Source organism: Muricoccus nepalensis (genome assembly GCF_006438825.1).
In the GTDB taxonomy this organism is placed as follows: Bacteria; Pseudomonadota; Alphaproteobacteria; order Acetobacterales; family Acetobacteraceae; genus Roseomonas; species Roseomonas nepalensis.
Genome location: NZ_RCZP01000066.1, coordinates 1 through 14906 on the forward strand (window position 1 = coordinate 1; position 14906 = coordinate 14906).

General features: G+C 63.5%; 13 protein-coding genes and 1 pseudogene. 7 read left to right on the top strand and 7 right to left on the bottom strand.

From position 1 onward, the window contains the following. Positions 1-422 (top strand): EAL domain-containing protein (locus EAH89_RS28805; protein ID WP_140887174.1); only part of this gene is annotated, 422 nt, incomplete at its 5' end. Positions 423-977: 555 nt separating this feature from the next. On the opposite strand, the gene EAH89_RS28810 is transcribed toward EAH89_RS28805, so the two are convergent. Both EAH89_RS28810 and ctrA read right to left on the bottom strand, forming a co-directional pair. After that, positions 978-2024: a cache domain-containing protein gene (locus EAH89_RS28810; protein WP_140887177.1), complete on the bottom strand. Its 1047-nt coding sequence runs from the start codon at positions 2022-2024 to the stop codon at positions 978-980. A gap of 315 nt (positions 2025-2339) precedes the next feature. Beyond that, a complete protein-coding gene (gene ctrA / locus EAH89_RS28815; protein WP_140887180.1) occupies positions 2340-3089 on the bottom strand; it encodes a response regulator transcription factor CtrA in 750 nt (249 codons plus the stop codon). 396 nt (positions 3090-3485) lie between these two features. On the opposite strand from ctrA, the gene EAH89_RS28820 reads away from it, so the two are divergent. Further along, a complete protein-coding gene (locus tag EAH89_RS28820) occupies positions 3486-3851 on the top strand; it encodes a hypothetical protein (protein WP_140887182.1) in 366 nt (121 codons plus the stop codon). Between the two features lie 789 nt (positions 3852-4640). Here the strand turns inward: EAH89_RS28820 and EAH89_RS28825 are convergent. Further along, positions 4641-5870 (bottom strand): annotated as a pseudogene (locus tag EAH89_RS28825) (integrase core domain-containing protein). 856 nt (positions 5871-6726) lie between these two features. Between EAH89_RS28825 and EAH89_RS28830 the strand changes: the two are divergent. Next, a complete protein-coding gene (locus tag EAH89_RS28830) occupies positions 6727-6969 on the top strand; it encodes a hypothetical protein (RefSeq protein WP_140887185.1) in 243 nt (80 codons plus the stop codon). A 109-nt stretch (positions 6970-7078) separates the two neighbouring features. On the opposite strand, the gene EAH89_RS28835 is transcribed toward EAH89_RS28830, so the two are convergent. Then, a protein-coding gene (locus EAH89_RS28835; protein WP_408906333.1) for an IS3 family transposase occupies positions 7079-8247 on the bottom strand; the annotation gives its coding sequence in 2 pieces (ribosomal slippage) (positions 7079-7986 and positions 7986-8247; 1170 coding nt in all). A gap of 557 nt (positions 8248-8804) precedes the next feature. On the opposite strand from EAH89_RS28835, the gene EAH89_RS28840 reads away from it, so the two are divergent. After that, complete coding sequence (locus tag EAH89_RS28840) at positions 8805-9515, top strand: PEP-CTERM sorting domain-containing protein (protein ID WP_140887190.1); 711 nt, start codon at positions 8805-8807, stop codon at positions 9513-9515. Between the two features lie 100 nt (positions 9516-9615). Beyond that, positions 9616-10011 (top strand): MarR family transcriptional regulator, encoded by a 396-nt coding sequence (locus EAH89_RS28845; protein ID WP_140887192.1) that lies wholly within the window; start codon positions 9616-9618, stop codon positions 10009-10011. Between the two features lie 187 nt (positions 10012-10198). Here EAH89_RS28845 and EAH89_RS28850 read toward each other — a convergent pair whose 3' ends face one another. Continuing rightward, positions 10199-11953, bottom strand: a complete 1755-nt coding sequence (locus EAH89_RS28850; protein ID WP_241667256.1) for an ATP-binding protein — start codon at positions 11951-11953, stop codon at positions 10199-10201. A 343-nt stretch (positions 11954-12296) separates the two neighbouring features. On the opposite strand from EAH89_RS28850, the gene EAH89_RS33795 reads away from it, so the two are divergent. After that, on the top strand, positions 12297-12887 hold the full coding sequence (locus EAH89_RS33795; protein ID WP_241667257.1) for a PEP-CTERM sorting domain-containing protein: 591 nt from the start codon (positions 12297-12299) through the stop codon (positions 12885-12887). A gap of 230 nt (positions 12888-13117) precedes the next feature. After that, the gene (locus EAH89_RS28860; protein WP_241667258.1) at positions 13118-13375 is read left to right on the top strand and encodes a MarR family transcriptional regulator; all 258 of its coding nucleotides are present in this window, start codon (positions 13118-13120) and stop codon (positions 13373-13375) included. Positions 13376-13484: 109 nt separating this feature from the next. Here the strand turns inward: EAH89_RS28860 and EAH89_RS28865 are convergent, their stop codons facing one another. Beyond that, positions 13485-13721 (bottom strand): hypothetical protein, encoded by a 237-nt coding sequence (locus tag EAH89_RS28865; RefSeq protein WP_140887197.1) that lies wholly within the window; start codon positions 13719-13721, stop codon positions 13485-13487. Positions 13722-14610: 889 nt separating this feature from the next. Beyond that, the coding region (locus EAH89_RS28870) for a hypothetical protein (protein WP_206667713.1) at positions 14611-14906 on the bottom strand (296 nt) is incomplete at its 5' end.

Below are 14906 nucleotides of genomic sequence, written 5' to 3' on the forward strand. Positions count from 1 at the left end.
AAGCCGTGGTGAAGACGCTTCACGAGTTGCGTGCACTCGGTCTGCGCACCGCGCTCGACGACTTCGGCACTGGCTACTCGTCCCTTAGCTACCTTCGGAGCTTTCCATTTGATAAGCTCAAGATCGATCAGTCGTTCGTGCGCGAGATGGGGCACCGCGCGGACTGTCTTGCAATCGTCACCTCGGTTCTCGACTTGGCGCACCAACTCGGTATGGACACGACGGCAGAGGGCGTTGAGACAGAGGAGCAGCTTGAACAACTACGCTCGGCTGGTTGTACGGAAGTTCAAGGCTTCCTYTTCGACCGCCCGCGTCCTCCGGCTGAAATCGGCCGTTGGCTCGTGTCCGGTGCGGAGCGGTTGATTCTTGCTGAGAATGAATCCTTGCTGCGGCATGTCGTGCAAGGATCGGTCGCGTCATGATGGTAGCACTGGTACTGACACCGATGCTGCCACTCAATCTTCGGAGAGAGTCGGGATCGTCGAGCGCCCCGAGGCGCGGCAGGCCTACACGGCGGAGGAGAAGGTTCGGCTGCTAGCCGGGATCCTTCAGCCGGGCGACACGGTGCAGGGCATGTGGCGGCACGCGGACGCATTGGCTAGCCAAAGGTGTCGGGCTTCAAACAAGCACTGCCGCCATGGACAGTAATGCTAGCCGCCCGGTCCCTGTTACCTGGCCGTCAGCTTCACTATCGACAGGGGAGGACAGTACACATAGCCGTCCTGATCCTTCACCTCGACGCGCACACCACGGACGGTGGGAACCGTCTTCACAACAGTGCCGCGGCGAGCGGTGGTAACGCCCGCGCCTGTCGTCTTGAAGCGCACCCGCGCACCACGCTTGAACTGATTTGCAAAGGTCTAACTCCCGTTTGTGCGGGCACACGGCATTGGCAAGTTGATGGGCCGTGGTCGGAAAAACTGCGCCGGATCAGTCTGACGGGATGACCTATAGCGGGCAAGCCTCCATAACGCTTCTCAGTGGGATCCGCGCTGCCGTGGATCTTGCTGCCGCCGAGGCGGCCACGCGACCGAAGCGGGAGTGTCTCTGGAGAGGCGACTTGAAGCGGCTTGCGACTGCTGCACCTCCAAGGGTGCACAGCCGACGCCACGGGAACTCCTCGCCCGGCGGAGTAGCAGCCAGGTGACGCCGCCGATGAGAAGAAACAGGCAAGCACCGGCCGCTAATGCAATCAGCACCACGTCCCTGGTATTTTGAGTGGTGTGCGCGAGAGGCTGGCGAGCCACGACCGTCCAGCCAACACCGTGAAAGTTTCCTTCACCGGGCGCCACGACGGCGGTGGACAGGTAGAACCGCCCATCGGGCCACTCCCGAACAGAACCGGACGGCTGAGTAGCGTGCGTCACCTTGGCGGTCAGGGATGGCTCCAGCAGAGTCCCCTGCAGGCCAGGTGGCCCGAGCAGGACCTGGTCATCCACCGAAATGATGAGAAGCTCGATCCCGCTTGCCTCCTGGGAAGAGCTGAGGACCGACTGCTCTACCTGCTTTGCCCAGTCCCAGAAGATATGGGCGCCGAGCACGCCCAGGAGGCCGCCATCCGCATCCAGAAGGGGTAGCGCGATGTCGACGAAGCGGAGCGGCTCCCCCTCCGGACCCCGCAGGCGGCTGGCGAGTAGGGCGGCCTCGTGCACGTCCCCGACAAAGAGGCCCCCACAGCCGTGCTGGAACCAAGGGCGGGCCGAGACGTCATTTGCCTCCAGCAGACCACCCGAGGCGGCGACCACACGACCGGCGGCGTCCGTGACGCCGATCCAAGCATAAGGAGCCCAGCTCCCTTTAACCCGCTCGAGCAGCTCTCGAATGCTTGGTGAATGGTGAAGGCTTCGTAGATCGCCGCTGGCGACCACATCGGTGAGCTGCGAGACGCGTTCGGCCATGCCGTGGTCAAGCTGGATGGCCGCTTGGCGCGCGAGGCTGTTCAAGCTCAGAACCCGCTGCTGTTGCGCCTCGCCTTCTGCCACCGCGCCAAGCCACAGAACGCAGGCAGCAGCGGCGGCGAACAACAGTCCAGTCGTCACCGATGCGAGGCGTACGGATGCGTGGTGGCGGCGGAGAATCCTGCACGGAGAAGCGGTTCTGGCCACGAAGCGATGTCCCAGCACACCGACGCTTATCGAGGGTGACCTGCGACGTTAGAGCAATGTCATCAACACGCGATGAAGGCTCGTGCCTCATGGCACGGAGGAGCTAGCGGGTTTGGAAAGCCGTGACGCTCTTCAAGGCATCCGCGTGCCGTGTGCACAAGGCGGCATCTGTCGGAGCATCACCCCGTGTTTACCCCTAACCGGGGGCGGGGCTTGCCCGTGAGTATCAGCCTCTCAGACTAAGGCTGGGGCGGCCGCGTGCTGGTAAGAGGCCGGCACCGTGCCAGCGGCCGGGCTGCGGATTATGCCCTGCGCCGGATCACGGAGGACGTACCCGCGGCCCCAGACGGTGCCGATGAGGTCCTCGCAGCCGGCCTGAACGAGCTTCTTGCGGAGCTTGCAGATGAAGACGTCGATGATCTTCATCTCCGGCTCGTCCATGCCGTTGTAGAGGTGGTTGAGGAAGGCCTCCTTGGTCATCACCGCGCCCTTGCGCAGGGTGAGGAGCTCGAGGATCGCGTACTCCTTGCCCGTGAGGTGGACGGGCTTGCCGCCAACCGTTGCTCCACGGGCGCCGAGGTCGAGGGTAAGGCTTCCGACGGAGATGCTGGGCTGGGCGAAGCCCTTGGCGCGGCGGACGATGGCCTGGATGCGGGCGACGAGCTCCTGACTATCGAAGGGCTTGACGATGAAGTCGTCGGCCCCGGCGCCGAAGCCCTGCACCTTGGCACCCGGGCGGGAGACGCCCGACAGGATGAGCACCGGGGTGGTGCTGCGACTGGCGCGCAGGCGGCGGACCACCTCGTAGCCCTCCATGTCCGGCAGCATGAGGTCGAGCACCACGATGTCGTACTCGTAGAGGCGGGCCATCTCGAGGGCTTCCTCGCCGGTGTCGACCGCGTCGACCATCATACCCTGCGCCTTCAGCATCAGGGTCACCCCGCGAGAGGTGGTCAGGTCATCTTCGACGAGCAGGACGCGCATGAATTTTTCATCCGTCGGGGCGTGAGGGATGAATACAACCATAGCGCGAAGTTGACCAGTCGTTTCGATGTCAGGTTCTGTCTTAACGATGCCATATCACATCGATTTGAGGCGGCAGGTTTGCTCCGGCGGGCTGCAAAGAAGCCAAGCCTGGCTGAATTCTTCGCCGAATCAACCGCTTTCGTTTGGACGCCGAAGTGGTCTCTGAGGGAGAAGTGGTCCTTCGATAAGGCTTATCCACACCGACACAACCCTGAGTTGTTAAAGCGAGATTGGAAGCTTGCGGGCGCCGGATCCTGCGGAACGATGGTCATGATCCGTTAACCTTTTGCGCCGACTGTCCCGAAGGTTAACGCCGGCTTTCTGAAGGCAGGCGTCGGACGTCAGGAGCACAAAATGCGCCCCGAACAGTACCTGTCGAACACCACGGCCTCTCTGCGGGCGTTCCACAGCCTCTCCGCTGCCCAGGCTCGCGAACTCGAACGGGGGATGGCTCTGGTCCCCGGCTCCTGGGAGACAGACCGGCAGGAGGGCTATGACGGGCACCTGACCCTCGTCATCTCCTCGGCAGAAACCGCCTGCGACGTGGTGTTCGCGGTCTGGCGCGCCGGTGCGGAGCTGCAGATGAGCACCATGCGCGGCGACGAGCAGGTTGCGGTACAAGGCTTCAGCTCCATCGAAGCCGTGCTACTCGCGATCCACAGCAGCATTGATCAGGCTGGTGCACCCTTCCCTGCTCGCACTCAAACAAGGCTGATCTGACACGCTGGTCGCTCTGTTGGTGCGGCGGGGCTCTTCCCGGGATGGCTCAGCCAGCAGCGACGTTATATTGGCGCACGGCACGACCTCCTTCCAACCAGGAATACAATCGAGGCCATCCCATCCTGCTGGCATGCGCGTGTCCTAGGACACTAAGGCGCTTCCCGTGCCTTCGTGCTCCTGTCGGGGTTTCATCCTTTCTTTGGTCGCGGAAGGCTGTAGCGCGTGAGGAGCTTCTAACCCTGTTCCTTGAACAGTCGGCCAAGCCCATCAGGATCAACTCGTGGACGGATGGCACATCCAAATCCAGGGCGAGGCGCTTAACCCGCTTGTGCTCATCCGGCAGCAGGTACACGGTCGTGCCGATGGTCGCGGCCTTAATGCCGCCAGCAGCAGCGCCGGCGGGCGACGGGATCGATGGAGCTGACGTTCCGGGCCTCTGTCCTAGCGGTCGCACGTTGCTTGCTGGTGTTGAGTTGCGCGGAGGATCCTCAACCGGCGTCCATCGGGCCGGTGCGGCTCCGGGACCAGCCAGAAGCCCTGAAGCAGCAGCGGGAGTACGAGGACGGGAAGCCATGATCCTAGGATGCCTTCATGCTGGAACGCTTGCGAGCAAGCTTTGCCAGATCGGCAGAGACAAAGCGCCAAAGGGCGGCGACTTCCTCGGCTGCCTTACCCCTAGGTGCGTCCTCCGTGGCGGTGCGCCCGGAGCTGCGGCCACTGGAAAGTCCGCCCGGATGCGTAGGGCTGGGGCCTGTACCGCGCTCGGTTGTTGAGACGCCTGAGTGGAGGCTATGCGGCGAGAGCCGCGGGTGAAAGCTGATCCTGCCGGATGGCGTCCGGTGTTCGGAAGCCGTGTCGCTCGATGAGCTAGGTTGAGTTGTAGGTCTGACGGAACTCGAGGAGCGCCTGGCGGAGTTGCTCGACGGTGTCGAAGGTCCGCTCCCACAGGAGGTTTTCCTTTTGGTACGGATGAAGCGTTCGGCACAGCCATTCCCCTCGGGCGCCCGCACGAAGGCAGGCGAACTCTCGATGCCCAGGAACGTCAGCTCGCCTCGGACGGCGACGGACATGTACCGCGAACCGTCGTCATGGCGCAGCGAGAGGCTCGCGGCGATACCTTTTGCGAAGCTGCCGAAGTGCTGGCGCACGCCCTGCCTGAGGGGATCCATCGCCTCAAAGCGGGTGCCGCGCCGAGCCGCGTGGATGCCGACGCACCCGGCGCTGTGGCGATCTACGGCGACGAACACCGCTGCCTGACCCTCAGCCGTCCAGGTGGTGGTCATGTCCGTGTCCCAGATGGTGTCCACCGCGCCAGGGATGATGGTGCTATCGTGGTTGCGCGGGCCCCGAGGGCTGCCGACCCAGGATGGGGCGAGCAGGTCGTGCTCGCGCATCAGCCACAGCACCCGGGCCTTGGAGGTCCGAACACCCTACAGGCGCAACCTTGCCCAAGCCTTGCGGTGCCGCTCGCCATGGGAGGGGCTGGCCGCGAGGACGGCCCGGATCGCCTCGACCAACTCCGGATCCGGCATGGACCCGACCAAGCCACGTCGCCTGGGCGGCTCCGTCCGGGGCGGCAAGCGATGACGGTAGATCGTGGCCCGGGCGGCTCGCCAGACCCGGCACACCCGAGCTAGGCCGTAAGGCCTGTCGCTGCTGGCCGAGATGGTCAGGCTCATGGCCGTGACCTCCGCCGAACCAAAGGGTGGCCACCCTCCCGGGCCGCCACCTTGGCCCCAGCAACTCGCGCTCGATCAGCATCTCGCCCAGCCTGGCCTTGAGCCGCGCGCTCTCCAGCGCCTCGCCATCGGCAGGTCGCGTGGCCAAGCTTGCCTCACCGCCCGCCAGGAAGGCGTCGCGCCAGCCGCTCAGCGTCGCCGCGGTCACACCCAGCGCCAGCGAGACCGCCTCCAATTCCTCGCCCCGGAGCAGCCGCAGGACCGCGTCCCGCTTGCGCTGCCGTGACATCCGACCACCCCGACCTGGACCGACAGCATCCGTCGTTTCTGCCGTCATCATGCACCCCATCGGCGGATACCGTCCGCTTGCGGGGTGTCTCGATCAACCGTGGAGCGGGGGATGGGTTCCGAGCAGCGTGATACACCTGCAAGCCATGCTTCTAGGATGCAAGTAGGCTACGATGGTATGATAAGGCTGGACTTTGATGCTTGTGGGCAGGGGAGAGGGCCAGCGGAGCGGTAGGTGATTGCCTGGCGATCTGAGGAGGGGCAACCCTGTGGAGGAGGCGGGCGCCTCCGGCGCGGGGCTCGCTCCCTTCCGACCCGACCCACACGCCGCAGTGTTCTTCCTTAGCGAACCGCCGTTCCTTAGGAACTCGTTAACCTTTCGGGTGCTTCTATAAGCCCAACGAGAGGGCCAGAAACTAGCTTTTCTAAATGCTCCCTTATGATGGTGGCCTGGGCTGGTGTGGTCGCAAAAGCGGTCGCGCCAGCCCCCTCGGCTTCATCAAGGCCGCATTGTCAGGCGCTTTGAGCGGCTGTGCGGCGAAGCAGCATGAGAGCGATGACCTCCACCAACAGTTCATCAGCTCGGATCAGGCCTGCTGCTCGCGTGTACTCAGCCAGAGCAGCCACGGTCTTGAACGCCTCCTCCATCTGAGGCGCTGACTCGAACAGCCTTATATTTTGGTCTTCTCGAGCCATTCAACACTCCCAGTGAAAACAGCTTCAACGCTAATTATTTCGATAAACGATTGAATCTTTTGTAACATCCATATGATAAAACGCAGTTCACAACAGTAGCAACATTTTTTTCTCGCGGTTCCGTGTTCTGGTGCGCCTGCGAGACGGGATGGTTCATGAACGACACAGTGGAACCGTAGCCGCGTGACCTCAGGCTCATGGTCGCAGCTTCTTTGGAGGAAGCGCTGGAGGACATAAACAGGCGCAGCACCGGCGATGCACAGCCGCCGCTGCTTCTCACCCCGCGCACGCAGATGCAGCGGGGCTTGGCACGGGTGCCGGTCGGGGGAGACCTCGTGAAGGCAACCGCCCTCCGGAGCCAGATGGCGGCACTGTTCGATGCCGAGTTCGACCGCATGGAGGTTGCCGAAGTGAGGGGGGTGAACGTCTCGCCTCCGATGTCCTGTGCGGCTTGATTAGGGCAGTGGCTTAATAGTCGCCTGTACCTCTCCACCGTGTTCCTCACCCATCCAATCCAGACAGTCTTCATATCCGTCGAGAAGTCATGGTTGGACTTGCTGCAGTTTAGTGGAGAGGCGTTGGATCAGTTGGCGGCCATCTCTCGAACTGGATAGGACTTGTGAAGTCGAGCGCGGAGTGGCGCCGGACGGGGTTGTAGAAGCCGTCGATGTACCAGCCGATGGCCTGTTCGGCTTGCTGGCGGGTCTCGAACATGGTGCGCCAGACGAGTTCCGACTTCAGCGTCTTGAAGAAACTCTCGACCATCGAGTTATCATAGCAGTTCCCCTTGCCGGACATCGAGATCAGGAGGCCATGCTTCCGGAGTTCGGCTTGGTAGTCGGCGGAGCAGTATTGGCTGCCGCGGTCGGCATGGTGGATCAGGCCTGGCGCTGGGTGGCGCATCATGAGCGCCTTGCGAAGGGCAGCCAGGGCCAACTCCTGCTGCAGTCGATCTGCCACGGCCCAACCGACGACCCGCCGCGCGAACAGGTCGATGACCACCGCCAGATACAGCCAGCCTTCGCGGGTCCAGATGTAGGAGATGTCGCTACCCCACTTCTGGTTGGGACCCTCTGTGGAGAAGTCCTGATCCAGCAGGTTGGGCGCGACGGGCGACTTGTGGTTGCTGTCGGTGGTTCGCTTGAACCGCCGCTTCTGCCGGGCGCGGAGCCCGTTCTCCCGCATCAGCCTGGCCGTCCGGCGGCGCCCGACAGCCAGGCCGCTGTCCTGCAGTTCTCGCGTCATCCGCGGGCTGCCGTAAGTGCCATGGGAGAGCGCGAAGGCCGACCGGACATGCGCCAGCAGCACCATGTCCTCGTGCTGGCGGCGGCAGGCCGGGCGACCCTTCCAGGTGAAGTAGCCGCTCTGGCTGACGCCGAGCACGCGGCAGAGACGGTGCACGGGGAACTCCTTCTTCGCCCCATCGATGAGCGCGAACCTCACCGACTTCCCTCCCTGGCGAAAAAAGCCGTGGCACGCTTAAGGATGTCCCGCTCCTGGCGAAGGATCTCGTTCTCCCGCCGCAGCCGCTTCAGCTCGGCCGCGACATCTTCCTGCCCAAGCCGCCCGGGCTCGTCGATCTGCCGATCCCGGCTCCGGCCGATCCACCGCACCAGTGTCGACAAACCAATCCCAAGATCCTCCGCAATCTCGCGCTGGCTCCGCCCGCTGGTCCGGACCAGCCGGACCGCCTCCTCCTCAAATTCCTTCGTGAACCGTCTCTGCTGCGGCATGGAATTCCTCTTGCCTCATCAGGAACCCTCCACTTTTCCGAGGCAAGTCCAGGTAGAGGCGGTATGTAGCCGGTGCGGCGCCACCTTCGATGTCACGAAGGTACTGCGTCGGCCGAACGGAAGCCGGCAGTGGGCGCAGACACTGAGCCGCCGGCGCGGCATGCACCGGATGGTCCATCAATTCTGTCCTCCAAGGTACGCTGTGCCAGACGATCCATCGCCCACGTGCCCTCACGAGGACGAAGCCGTTGGACAGATCGCGAGCCGCTTGGTCGAGGAGCACCGCTAAGCGAAGGTGTTCTTGAGCAGGAGAAATACCCAAAATTTCATGGATCGATAACTCAACTTTTTGGCAGAGTAACGCGGTGTTCAAAGGTCATACAAAGGTGAGTGATAATACGGTGTCGAAATTATTTACATTTTGGGACTTAGGCATAATGATCTCTGAATAGCATACTATTAAATAACGATATTTTTCATGGCATATTCATTGCCATTACGGTCTCTAAGGAGGCAATCGGGCCTCCGATACCCCGCAGACCAAAGGCACCCGCTCGATGCGTAAGCTCCTCCTCGCCACCGCCGCCATCCTCGCCATCGGCGCCGCCACCCAGGCCCAGGCCGCCCCCGAGCTCTCCGCCCGCGTCTTCCAGGACGGCATCATCGGCAACGCCCTCACCCAGACCAGCGCCAACGGCTACCTCTATGTCACGGGCTCAACGAACAACTTCTCCATCGTGACCGCCAACGCCTACGGCGTCCCCGTCGTCCCCATGCCGGCGCTGGACGTGCAGACCGCCAGCATCAGCAGCATGGGCAGCTTCATCGGCACCCACACCGTCACCTTCGAAATCACCCAGACCGGCCTCGACAGCTCCACCGCCGGCTCCCCGCTCGCCAGCCTCATCAGCACCTTCACCACCAACAGCCTGATCAACGGCGCCCTCATCTCCAGCGTGACGCTGAGCAACTACGTCGACGCCAACAACAACGCCTTCGCCACCTCCCAGCTCCTCGCCAGCCGCACCTACACCGACGGCGTCACCCACGCCTCCGGCCCGATCCTCGGCAACGCCACCCTGCCGAACAGCCTCTTCTCAGAGACCGTCGTGATCACCGCCACCTTCACCGGCGGTGGCGCCACGCTCAACGCCAGCTCGCAGATCGTTGCCGTGCCCGAGCCGGCTTCCATCGCCCTCTTCGGTGCCGGTCTCCTCGGCATGGGCCTGGCCTACCGCCGCCGCGAAAAGGCCGAACCGACCGCCTGATCCGAGCCGCCGGCGGCGCTGGGCCGCCCGAGAGCAAACCAATGGAGGCCGGGCGCGCAGGTGCCCGGCCTTCTTGCGACCGGTAAAACAGGAGCGTTCCATGCGCGTGCAGGCTTCCCCCGACGAGCTCGTCGAGATCCTGCGGGAGACCGTGGTGTCCCTCGTGCGTCGCGACGGACCGGACCTCACGGCGCGCCAGCTCGGTGTCCTCCTCATCGTCTACCTTGGCGAGGGGCCGCACACCGCCCGCGGCCTGGCCGCGGCGCTCAACATCGGCAAGCCCGCGATCACGCGCGCCCTGGACCGCCTCGAGGAGTTCGAGCTGGCTCGTCGCAAGATCAACCCCGCGGACCGTCGCTCGGTCCTCGTCCAGCGCACCACTCGGGGCGCGGCCCTGCTGCGCGAGATCCGCGCCACCATGACCCAAGCCGCCACCCCCCAGGGACCCACCGGAATTCCGAACGGATCGCGCCAAGGCCGTGAGCCTTGGACGTAATAGGTCCAGAGAACAGGCGGCCGGCATGACGCTCGGGTGGAGACGCTGTGGCCGCACGAGCGGGCGGTGGCTCTGGTCGAGCGGTGCCGCCGTAGTCTTGAGCGTCTCCCAGCTTCTCTGGTGGATGATGGCGCACACCCTCGCTTGGGCCCTGGGTTAGGTAGGCCTATTGGAGAGCGCCTCCGCCTTACTCGCGGGCGGGACCGAAGTCCGATGTTGTGCGTCCTGGGCTGGTGCGGACACCATGCCGCAGCGCAGCTTGCACACGGTCGATCAGTTCGCTACGCCGGTAGGGCTTCCCCAGGACTTCCAGGCTGCCAGGACGCGGCCCATCCAGGGACATCTCATCGTTGTATCCCGTCGTCAGCAGCACCGGCACCGTCGGGTCGCGCTCGCGCACCCATTCCGCGAGCATCAGGCCATTGGCGCCGCCCGGCATCAGGATGTCCGAGAAGACGAGGCGGAACGGGTCGCCTGCTGCAAGGGCCTGATCAAAGTGCTCCAACGCTTCTTCGGCATCGTGCGCAACCGTGACACGGTAACCAATGTCGCTCAGCGACTCCTTTGCCGCTGCAGCGATCTCCTGGCTGTCGTCCACCACGAGGATCAACGGCGGTGCGACTTGGTTGACCGGCCGGCTCTGGTATCCGATGGGAGCCTTCGCCGTGTCTCGACTGGCTCTCTCGACCTGGATCTGAGGGAAGATCATTCGCACCGTAGTGCCTCGCCCCGGCTCGCTTTCGATCTCCAGCCGGCCGCCGGATTGTTGAACAAACCCGTGCGCCATCGCGAGGCCGAGGCCCGTGCCTTTTCCAATCCCCTTCGTAGTGAAGAAAGGCTCCGTCGCGCGCGCGAGCACATGCGGTGGCATGCCCGTGCCTTCGTCACTCACCGACAGCATGACGTAATCGCCGGGCTCCAGATGACGCGCGGCGGCGTCGCCGTTCAGGTGAAGAGCCTTGGTGGTGATCGTGATCACGCCTCCCTTGTTTGAGGCATCGCGGGCGTTCACGACGACGTTGAGCAGCGCCATTTCGAGATGGTTCGGGTCCACGAGCACCTCCGGCAAACGGCGCCGCAGGTTGAGGGACAGATCGGCCCTTTGTCCCACCGACGTTTCCAGCAACTCGCCGAACGAGTTCACCAACTCACTTAGGTCAACGCCCTTCGGCACCATGCGGCTCCGGCGGCCGAAGGCGAGTAGCTGACGGGTCAGCTTGGCACCCCGTTCGGCGGCGATGACGGCTGCCGTGTGGTGCCGGTCAAAGGCAGCCTCGTCGTGGCGCTTGTCCTTCAGGTGGTCAAGCGAGCCGTTGATGATCTGAAGCAGGTTGTTGAAGTCGTGGGCGAGCCCGGCGGTGAGCTGACCGATAGCTTCCATCTTCTGTGCCTGGCGCAATGACTGCTCACTTTCGCGCCGTTTGGACACGTCGAGCTGGCTGGCAAAGAAGTAGAGCAGTTTACCGGTCTTGTCGAACACCGGCCCCATGAACACCGCGTTCCAGAAGGGTGTTCCATCGCGTCGGTAGTTGAGAATCTCAAGCGCGATGGCCCGATGGTCGCGAATGGCCTCCCGAAGCTGAGTGACGGCCGCGGAGTCGGTGCCGGCGCCCTGCAGAAAGCGGCAGTTCCGGTTCAGCACCTCGCCCTCCTCGTAGCCGGTGAGGTCGAGGAAGGCGTTGTTCGCGAAGACGATCGGGCAGTCCTCCTGGCGCGGATCGGCCAGGATCATCGGCATGCGGGTCATCTCAACGGCCGCGAAGAACACCCCGCCGCGCTCATCAAGGCTTGGATCGACGATGTTGGCTTGTTGCCAGTGATGAAGCCCGGGCCTGCCGAGTGGTTCGAGCGCTCCTTGATCCGCGCTCCCTTCTGCAGGAACGCCCGTAGCGGCCTCTCCCGCTTCCAAGGGGTGGGAAGCGGGCTTTTTCTCGGTCGGCAAGGCTCTAACAGTTCCATCTTCGAGAGGGGCTGTGCCGAAGGATCTTTGGCCAGCGCCACGGAACCAACTCACGGTAACAGATGTTAGTTACACTCAATCAGTTGTCTAGGAGCGCAAAGCTGTTCCGCCGCGGAGATCACATCAACAATTCTGGACAGTGTTGGGTAACCAAGAAGCGTAAGAGGGCTGCGCGGCTCCGTGGCTCCGGCCCGTGTCGGCCGATTTTACAGGCCATGGCGCAGCGCAGCCGGCATTAACGAACCAGAATTGAGTTAGTTGCGACTTCGAAAATGGCATACATATCGCTATCAGAACATCAACACCGGAAAGGGAGGGTGGTGACATGGACCTCAAGCCTTATCTCATCGCTAGCCTTCTTGCCCTCGGCGCCGCAGCCCCCGCGAGCGCGGCCATCACCTATGCCGGGAACTTTGAGGGCAACGACTGCGGCGGCGGCTTTGCCAACTGCTACGCCACGACGACAGGCGTCACCAACAACGCCAATGCCGGCGGTTCCTCCACCATCTACAAACGCGACAGCGGCTTCAACGCCGACGAAGATTTCGGCCGGTTCAGCAGCATCTCCGGCCGCGAGTTCAACATCAACTACAGCGGCAGCAGCAACATCATCTCCTTCGTCTACACCCCCGGCGCCAACGATCCCGAGATCCACTACTTCACCGTCAAGCAGGCGAACGGCTACGCCCTCTTCTACGACCTCGCCAACGCCATCACCTCGGCCACCCTCGATCTCGACAACTACTTCCGGAATCGCGGCTACTCGCACATCACCTTCTACGACACCGGCCTCACCACCACCCCGCCGCCGGTCGCCGTCCCCGAGCCCGCCTCGCTCGCCCTCTTCGGCGCCGGCCTCCTCGGCCTCGGTATGGTCCGCCGCCGCAAGGCCACCGCGACTACCACGACCGCCTGAAACGAAGCCGGGCGCAAAGCGCTTGGCCGGCGATTCGACAGAAGCCGGGGGCGCAAGCACCCGGCTCTTCGTTAGCCGCCATCACACCGGCGGCGACCACGTCACACAAGGCTGGCCAGGCCAATCGCGAGCAGAAGGGCACTATGTCACTACAAGGCACGCCGGATGAGTTTGTATCGCTTCTCCACAAAACGATTGTAGCCCTTATTCGTCGCGACAGACCGGACCTCATGGCGCGACAGCTCGGCGTGTTCCTTCGGGTCTACGTCTATGCAGAGCCGCAGACGGGTCGCGACCTCGCTGTCGCCTTGAACGTCCATAAAGCAGCCATCTCTCGTGCGCTGGACCGCTTGGCCGAGGAGGAGCTTGTCTGTCGCCAGCCGAACCCCGCGGACTACCGTTCTGTGCTCGCCGGGCGCACGCCTAAGGGTGCTGCCTTGTTCCGTGAGATCCGCCAGATCATGCAGGAAGCCGCTCTACGCGAATGAGCTCAGACGCAGACTCGGTAACCTGGTCCCCCACGGGTCGCTCCCCTTACGACCCGGCCCGCTGCACAGCCCTGCCGCGGAGCGGCGTTCGTGTAAACGTTTCTTGTGCCTAACCGACGCTCCCCATCGCGCCCCCTACCAAGCAAAAGACGACCGCCTCCACCCACCACCACGGCGGCTTAGGGGCAGGCGTGAACGCTCGGCGCTGTCCCTCTTCCGTCAGTTCATCAACCCGCCGCCGTAGCATCGCGATTTCACGCTCGTTCGAGGAGTGGTTCTCGGCAACCGCGAGCGCGTTCTGGGCGGCGCTCAGGCGGCTCTGCCATTCAGAAGCCGCGTCGTTCATGGCGCGTCGCTCCCTTTGCATCCAGGAAGCAATAACGGGCGAGGCCGGCGGCTAGTGCAGCGCTCCAGCGCCCGCATTCCTAAGCGTGGAATGAAGCCGCGATCTCGTCCTTATCCTCCAGCGCGCGAAGCTGCTGCTCCAGCGCCTTAATCTCGGTCTGCGGGGCAAGGACGTCTGCAGCTTGGAAGGATGCCCTCAGAACGTGCGCCAAGCGGGCACGCCACTCAACGAGGTTGGGAGTGTCGGTTGCAGCCATGTGCCCATGGTAACCACGGGAGGAAGACCGTTGCGACATGCTGAGCAACGGCGTGTTCGGCCCAGCTTGGAAGTGGGCTGTCTGCGGTATCCATGTCACGCCTGAACTTCTTGCAGCCCACAAGCCTCTCAGGCATCCTCCGTGCCCCAGCTCGGATCAAAAAAAAGACGGTAGCCGGAGCCACGGCCGAGTTTAGGGAGGAAACGTCCAAGAAAGCAGCAACCGGACAACTGCCGGTTGCTGTGCCTTGCATTCTGCACAGGTTCTGAGCCAGCGCAATCAAATGCTGCGATGCAATACGCGCACGTGAACGAGCAGGGTGCACCCAGCATCCCAAGCCGGTGAGGCGAAGACGAGCTAGGGAGCTGTGTTAGCCTGATTGGGTGCGTGGGTGAGCCCAGAGGCGGGCTCGGCAATCAGGTCCTCCTGGGGTCGGCTCCCCTTACAACTTGGCCCACACGCGGCCGTGTTCTTCGCTAAGCAAACGATCAGGGCTTAAGGGTTCGTTAACCTTTCGGGTGCTTCAATCGGCTTAACGAGAGGGCCAAAAAGGGTTCCTGACCGGCGTCATCGAGCAACGGCCTGGGCTGGTGTGGTCGCAAAAAGCGCTCGCGCCAGCCCCCCTCGGCTTGATCAAGGCAGCGGCTTGATTGTCGCCGGCGTCCCTCCTCCGTGTCCCTCACCCCTCCGGTCCGGCCGGTCCACCAGCTCCACCGAGACCGGCCGCTCTTTGCAGTTCAGGCAGCGAAGCCGCGCGCTGATCAGGTGCAAATCCGCCTCCGGGCCATAGTGGTCGATCAGCAGGCGGACCGGGTAGTCCACGAGGTAGCCGCAGCCGCAACGGATCATCAGCCACCAGCCTAGGTGGTCGCGCGCCGGGGCCGCCTGCCCCATCAGCTCGCCGCGGCTTCGCACTCGAAGGAGGCCAT

Bases quoted from the DNA above. Each gene is read 5' to 3' on its own strand.
- ctrA (WP_140887180.1), bottom strand. From the start codon at position 3,089: ATGCGCGTCCTGCTCGTCGAAGATGACCTGACCACCTCTCGCGGGGTG.
- EAH89_RS28820 (WP_140887182.1), top strand. From the start codon at position 3,486: ATGCGCCCCGAACAGTACCTGTCGAACACCACGGCCTCTCTGCGGGCG.
- EAH89_RS28840 (WP_140887190.1), top strand. From the start codon at position 8,805: ATGCGTAAGCTCCTCCTCGCCACCGCCGCCATCCTCGCCATCGGCGCC.
- EAH89_RS28845 (WP_140887192.1), top strand. From the start codon at position 9,616: ATGCGCGTGCAGGCTTCCCCCGACGAGCTCGTCGAGATCCTGCGGGAG.
- EAH89_RS33795 (WP_241667257.1), top strand. From the start codon at position 12,297: ATGGACCTCAAGCCTTATCTCATCGCTAGCCTTCTTGCCCTCGGCGCC.
- EAH89_RS28860 (WP_241667258.1), top strand. From the start codon at position 13,118: ATGGCGCGACAGCTCGGCGTGTTCCTTCGGGTCTACGTCTATGCAGAG.
- EAH89_RS28865 (WP_140887197.1), bottom strand. From the start codon at position 13,721: ATGAACGACGCGGCTTCTGAATGGCAGAGCCGCCTGAGCGCCGCCCAG.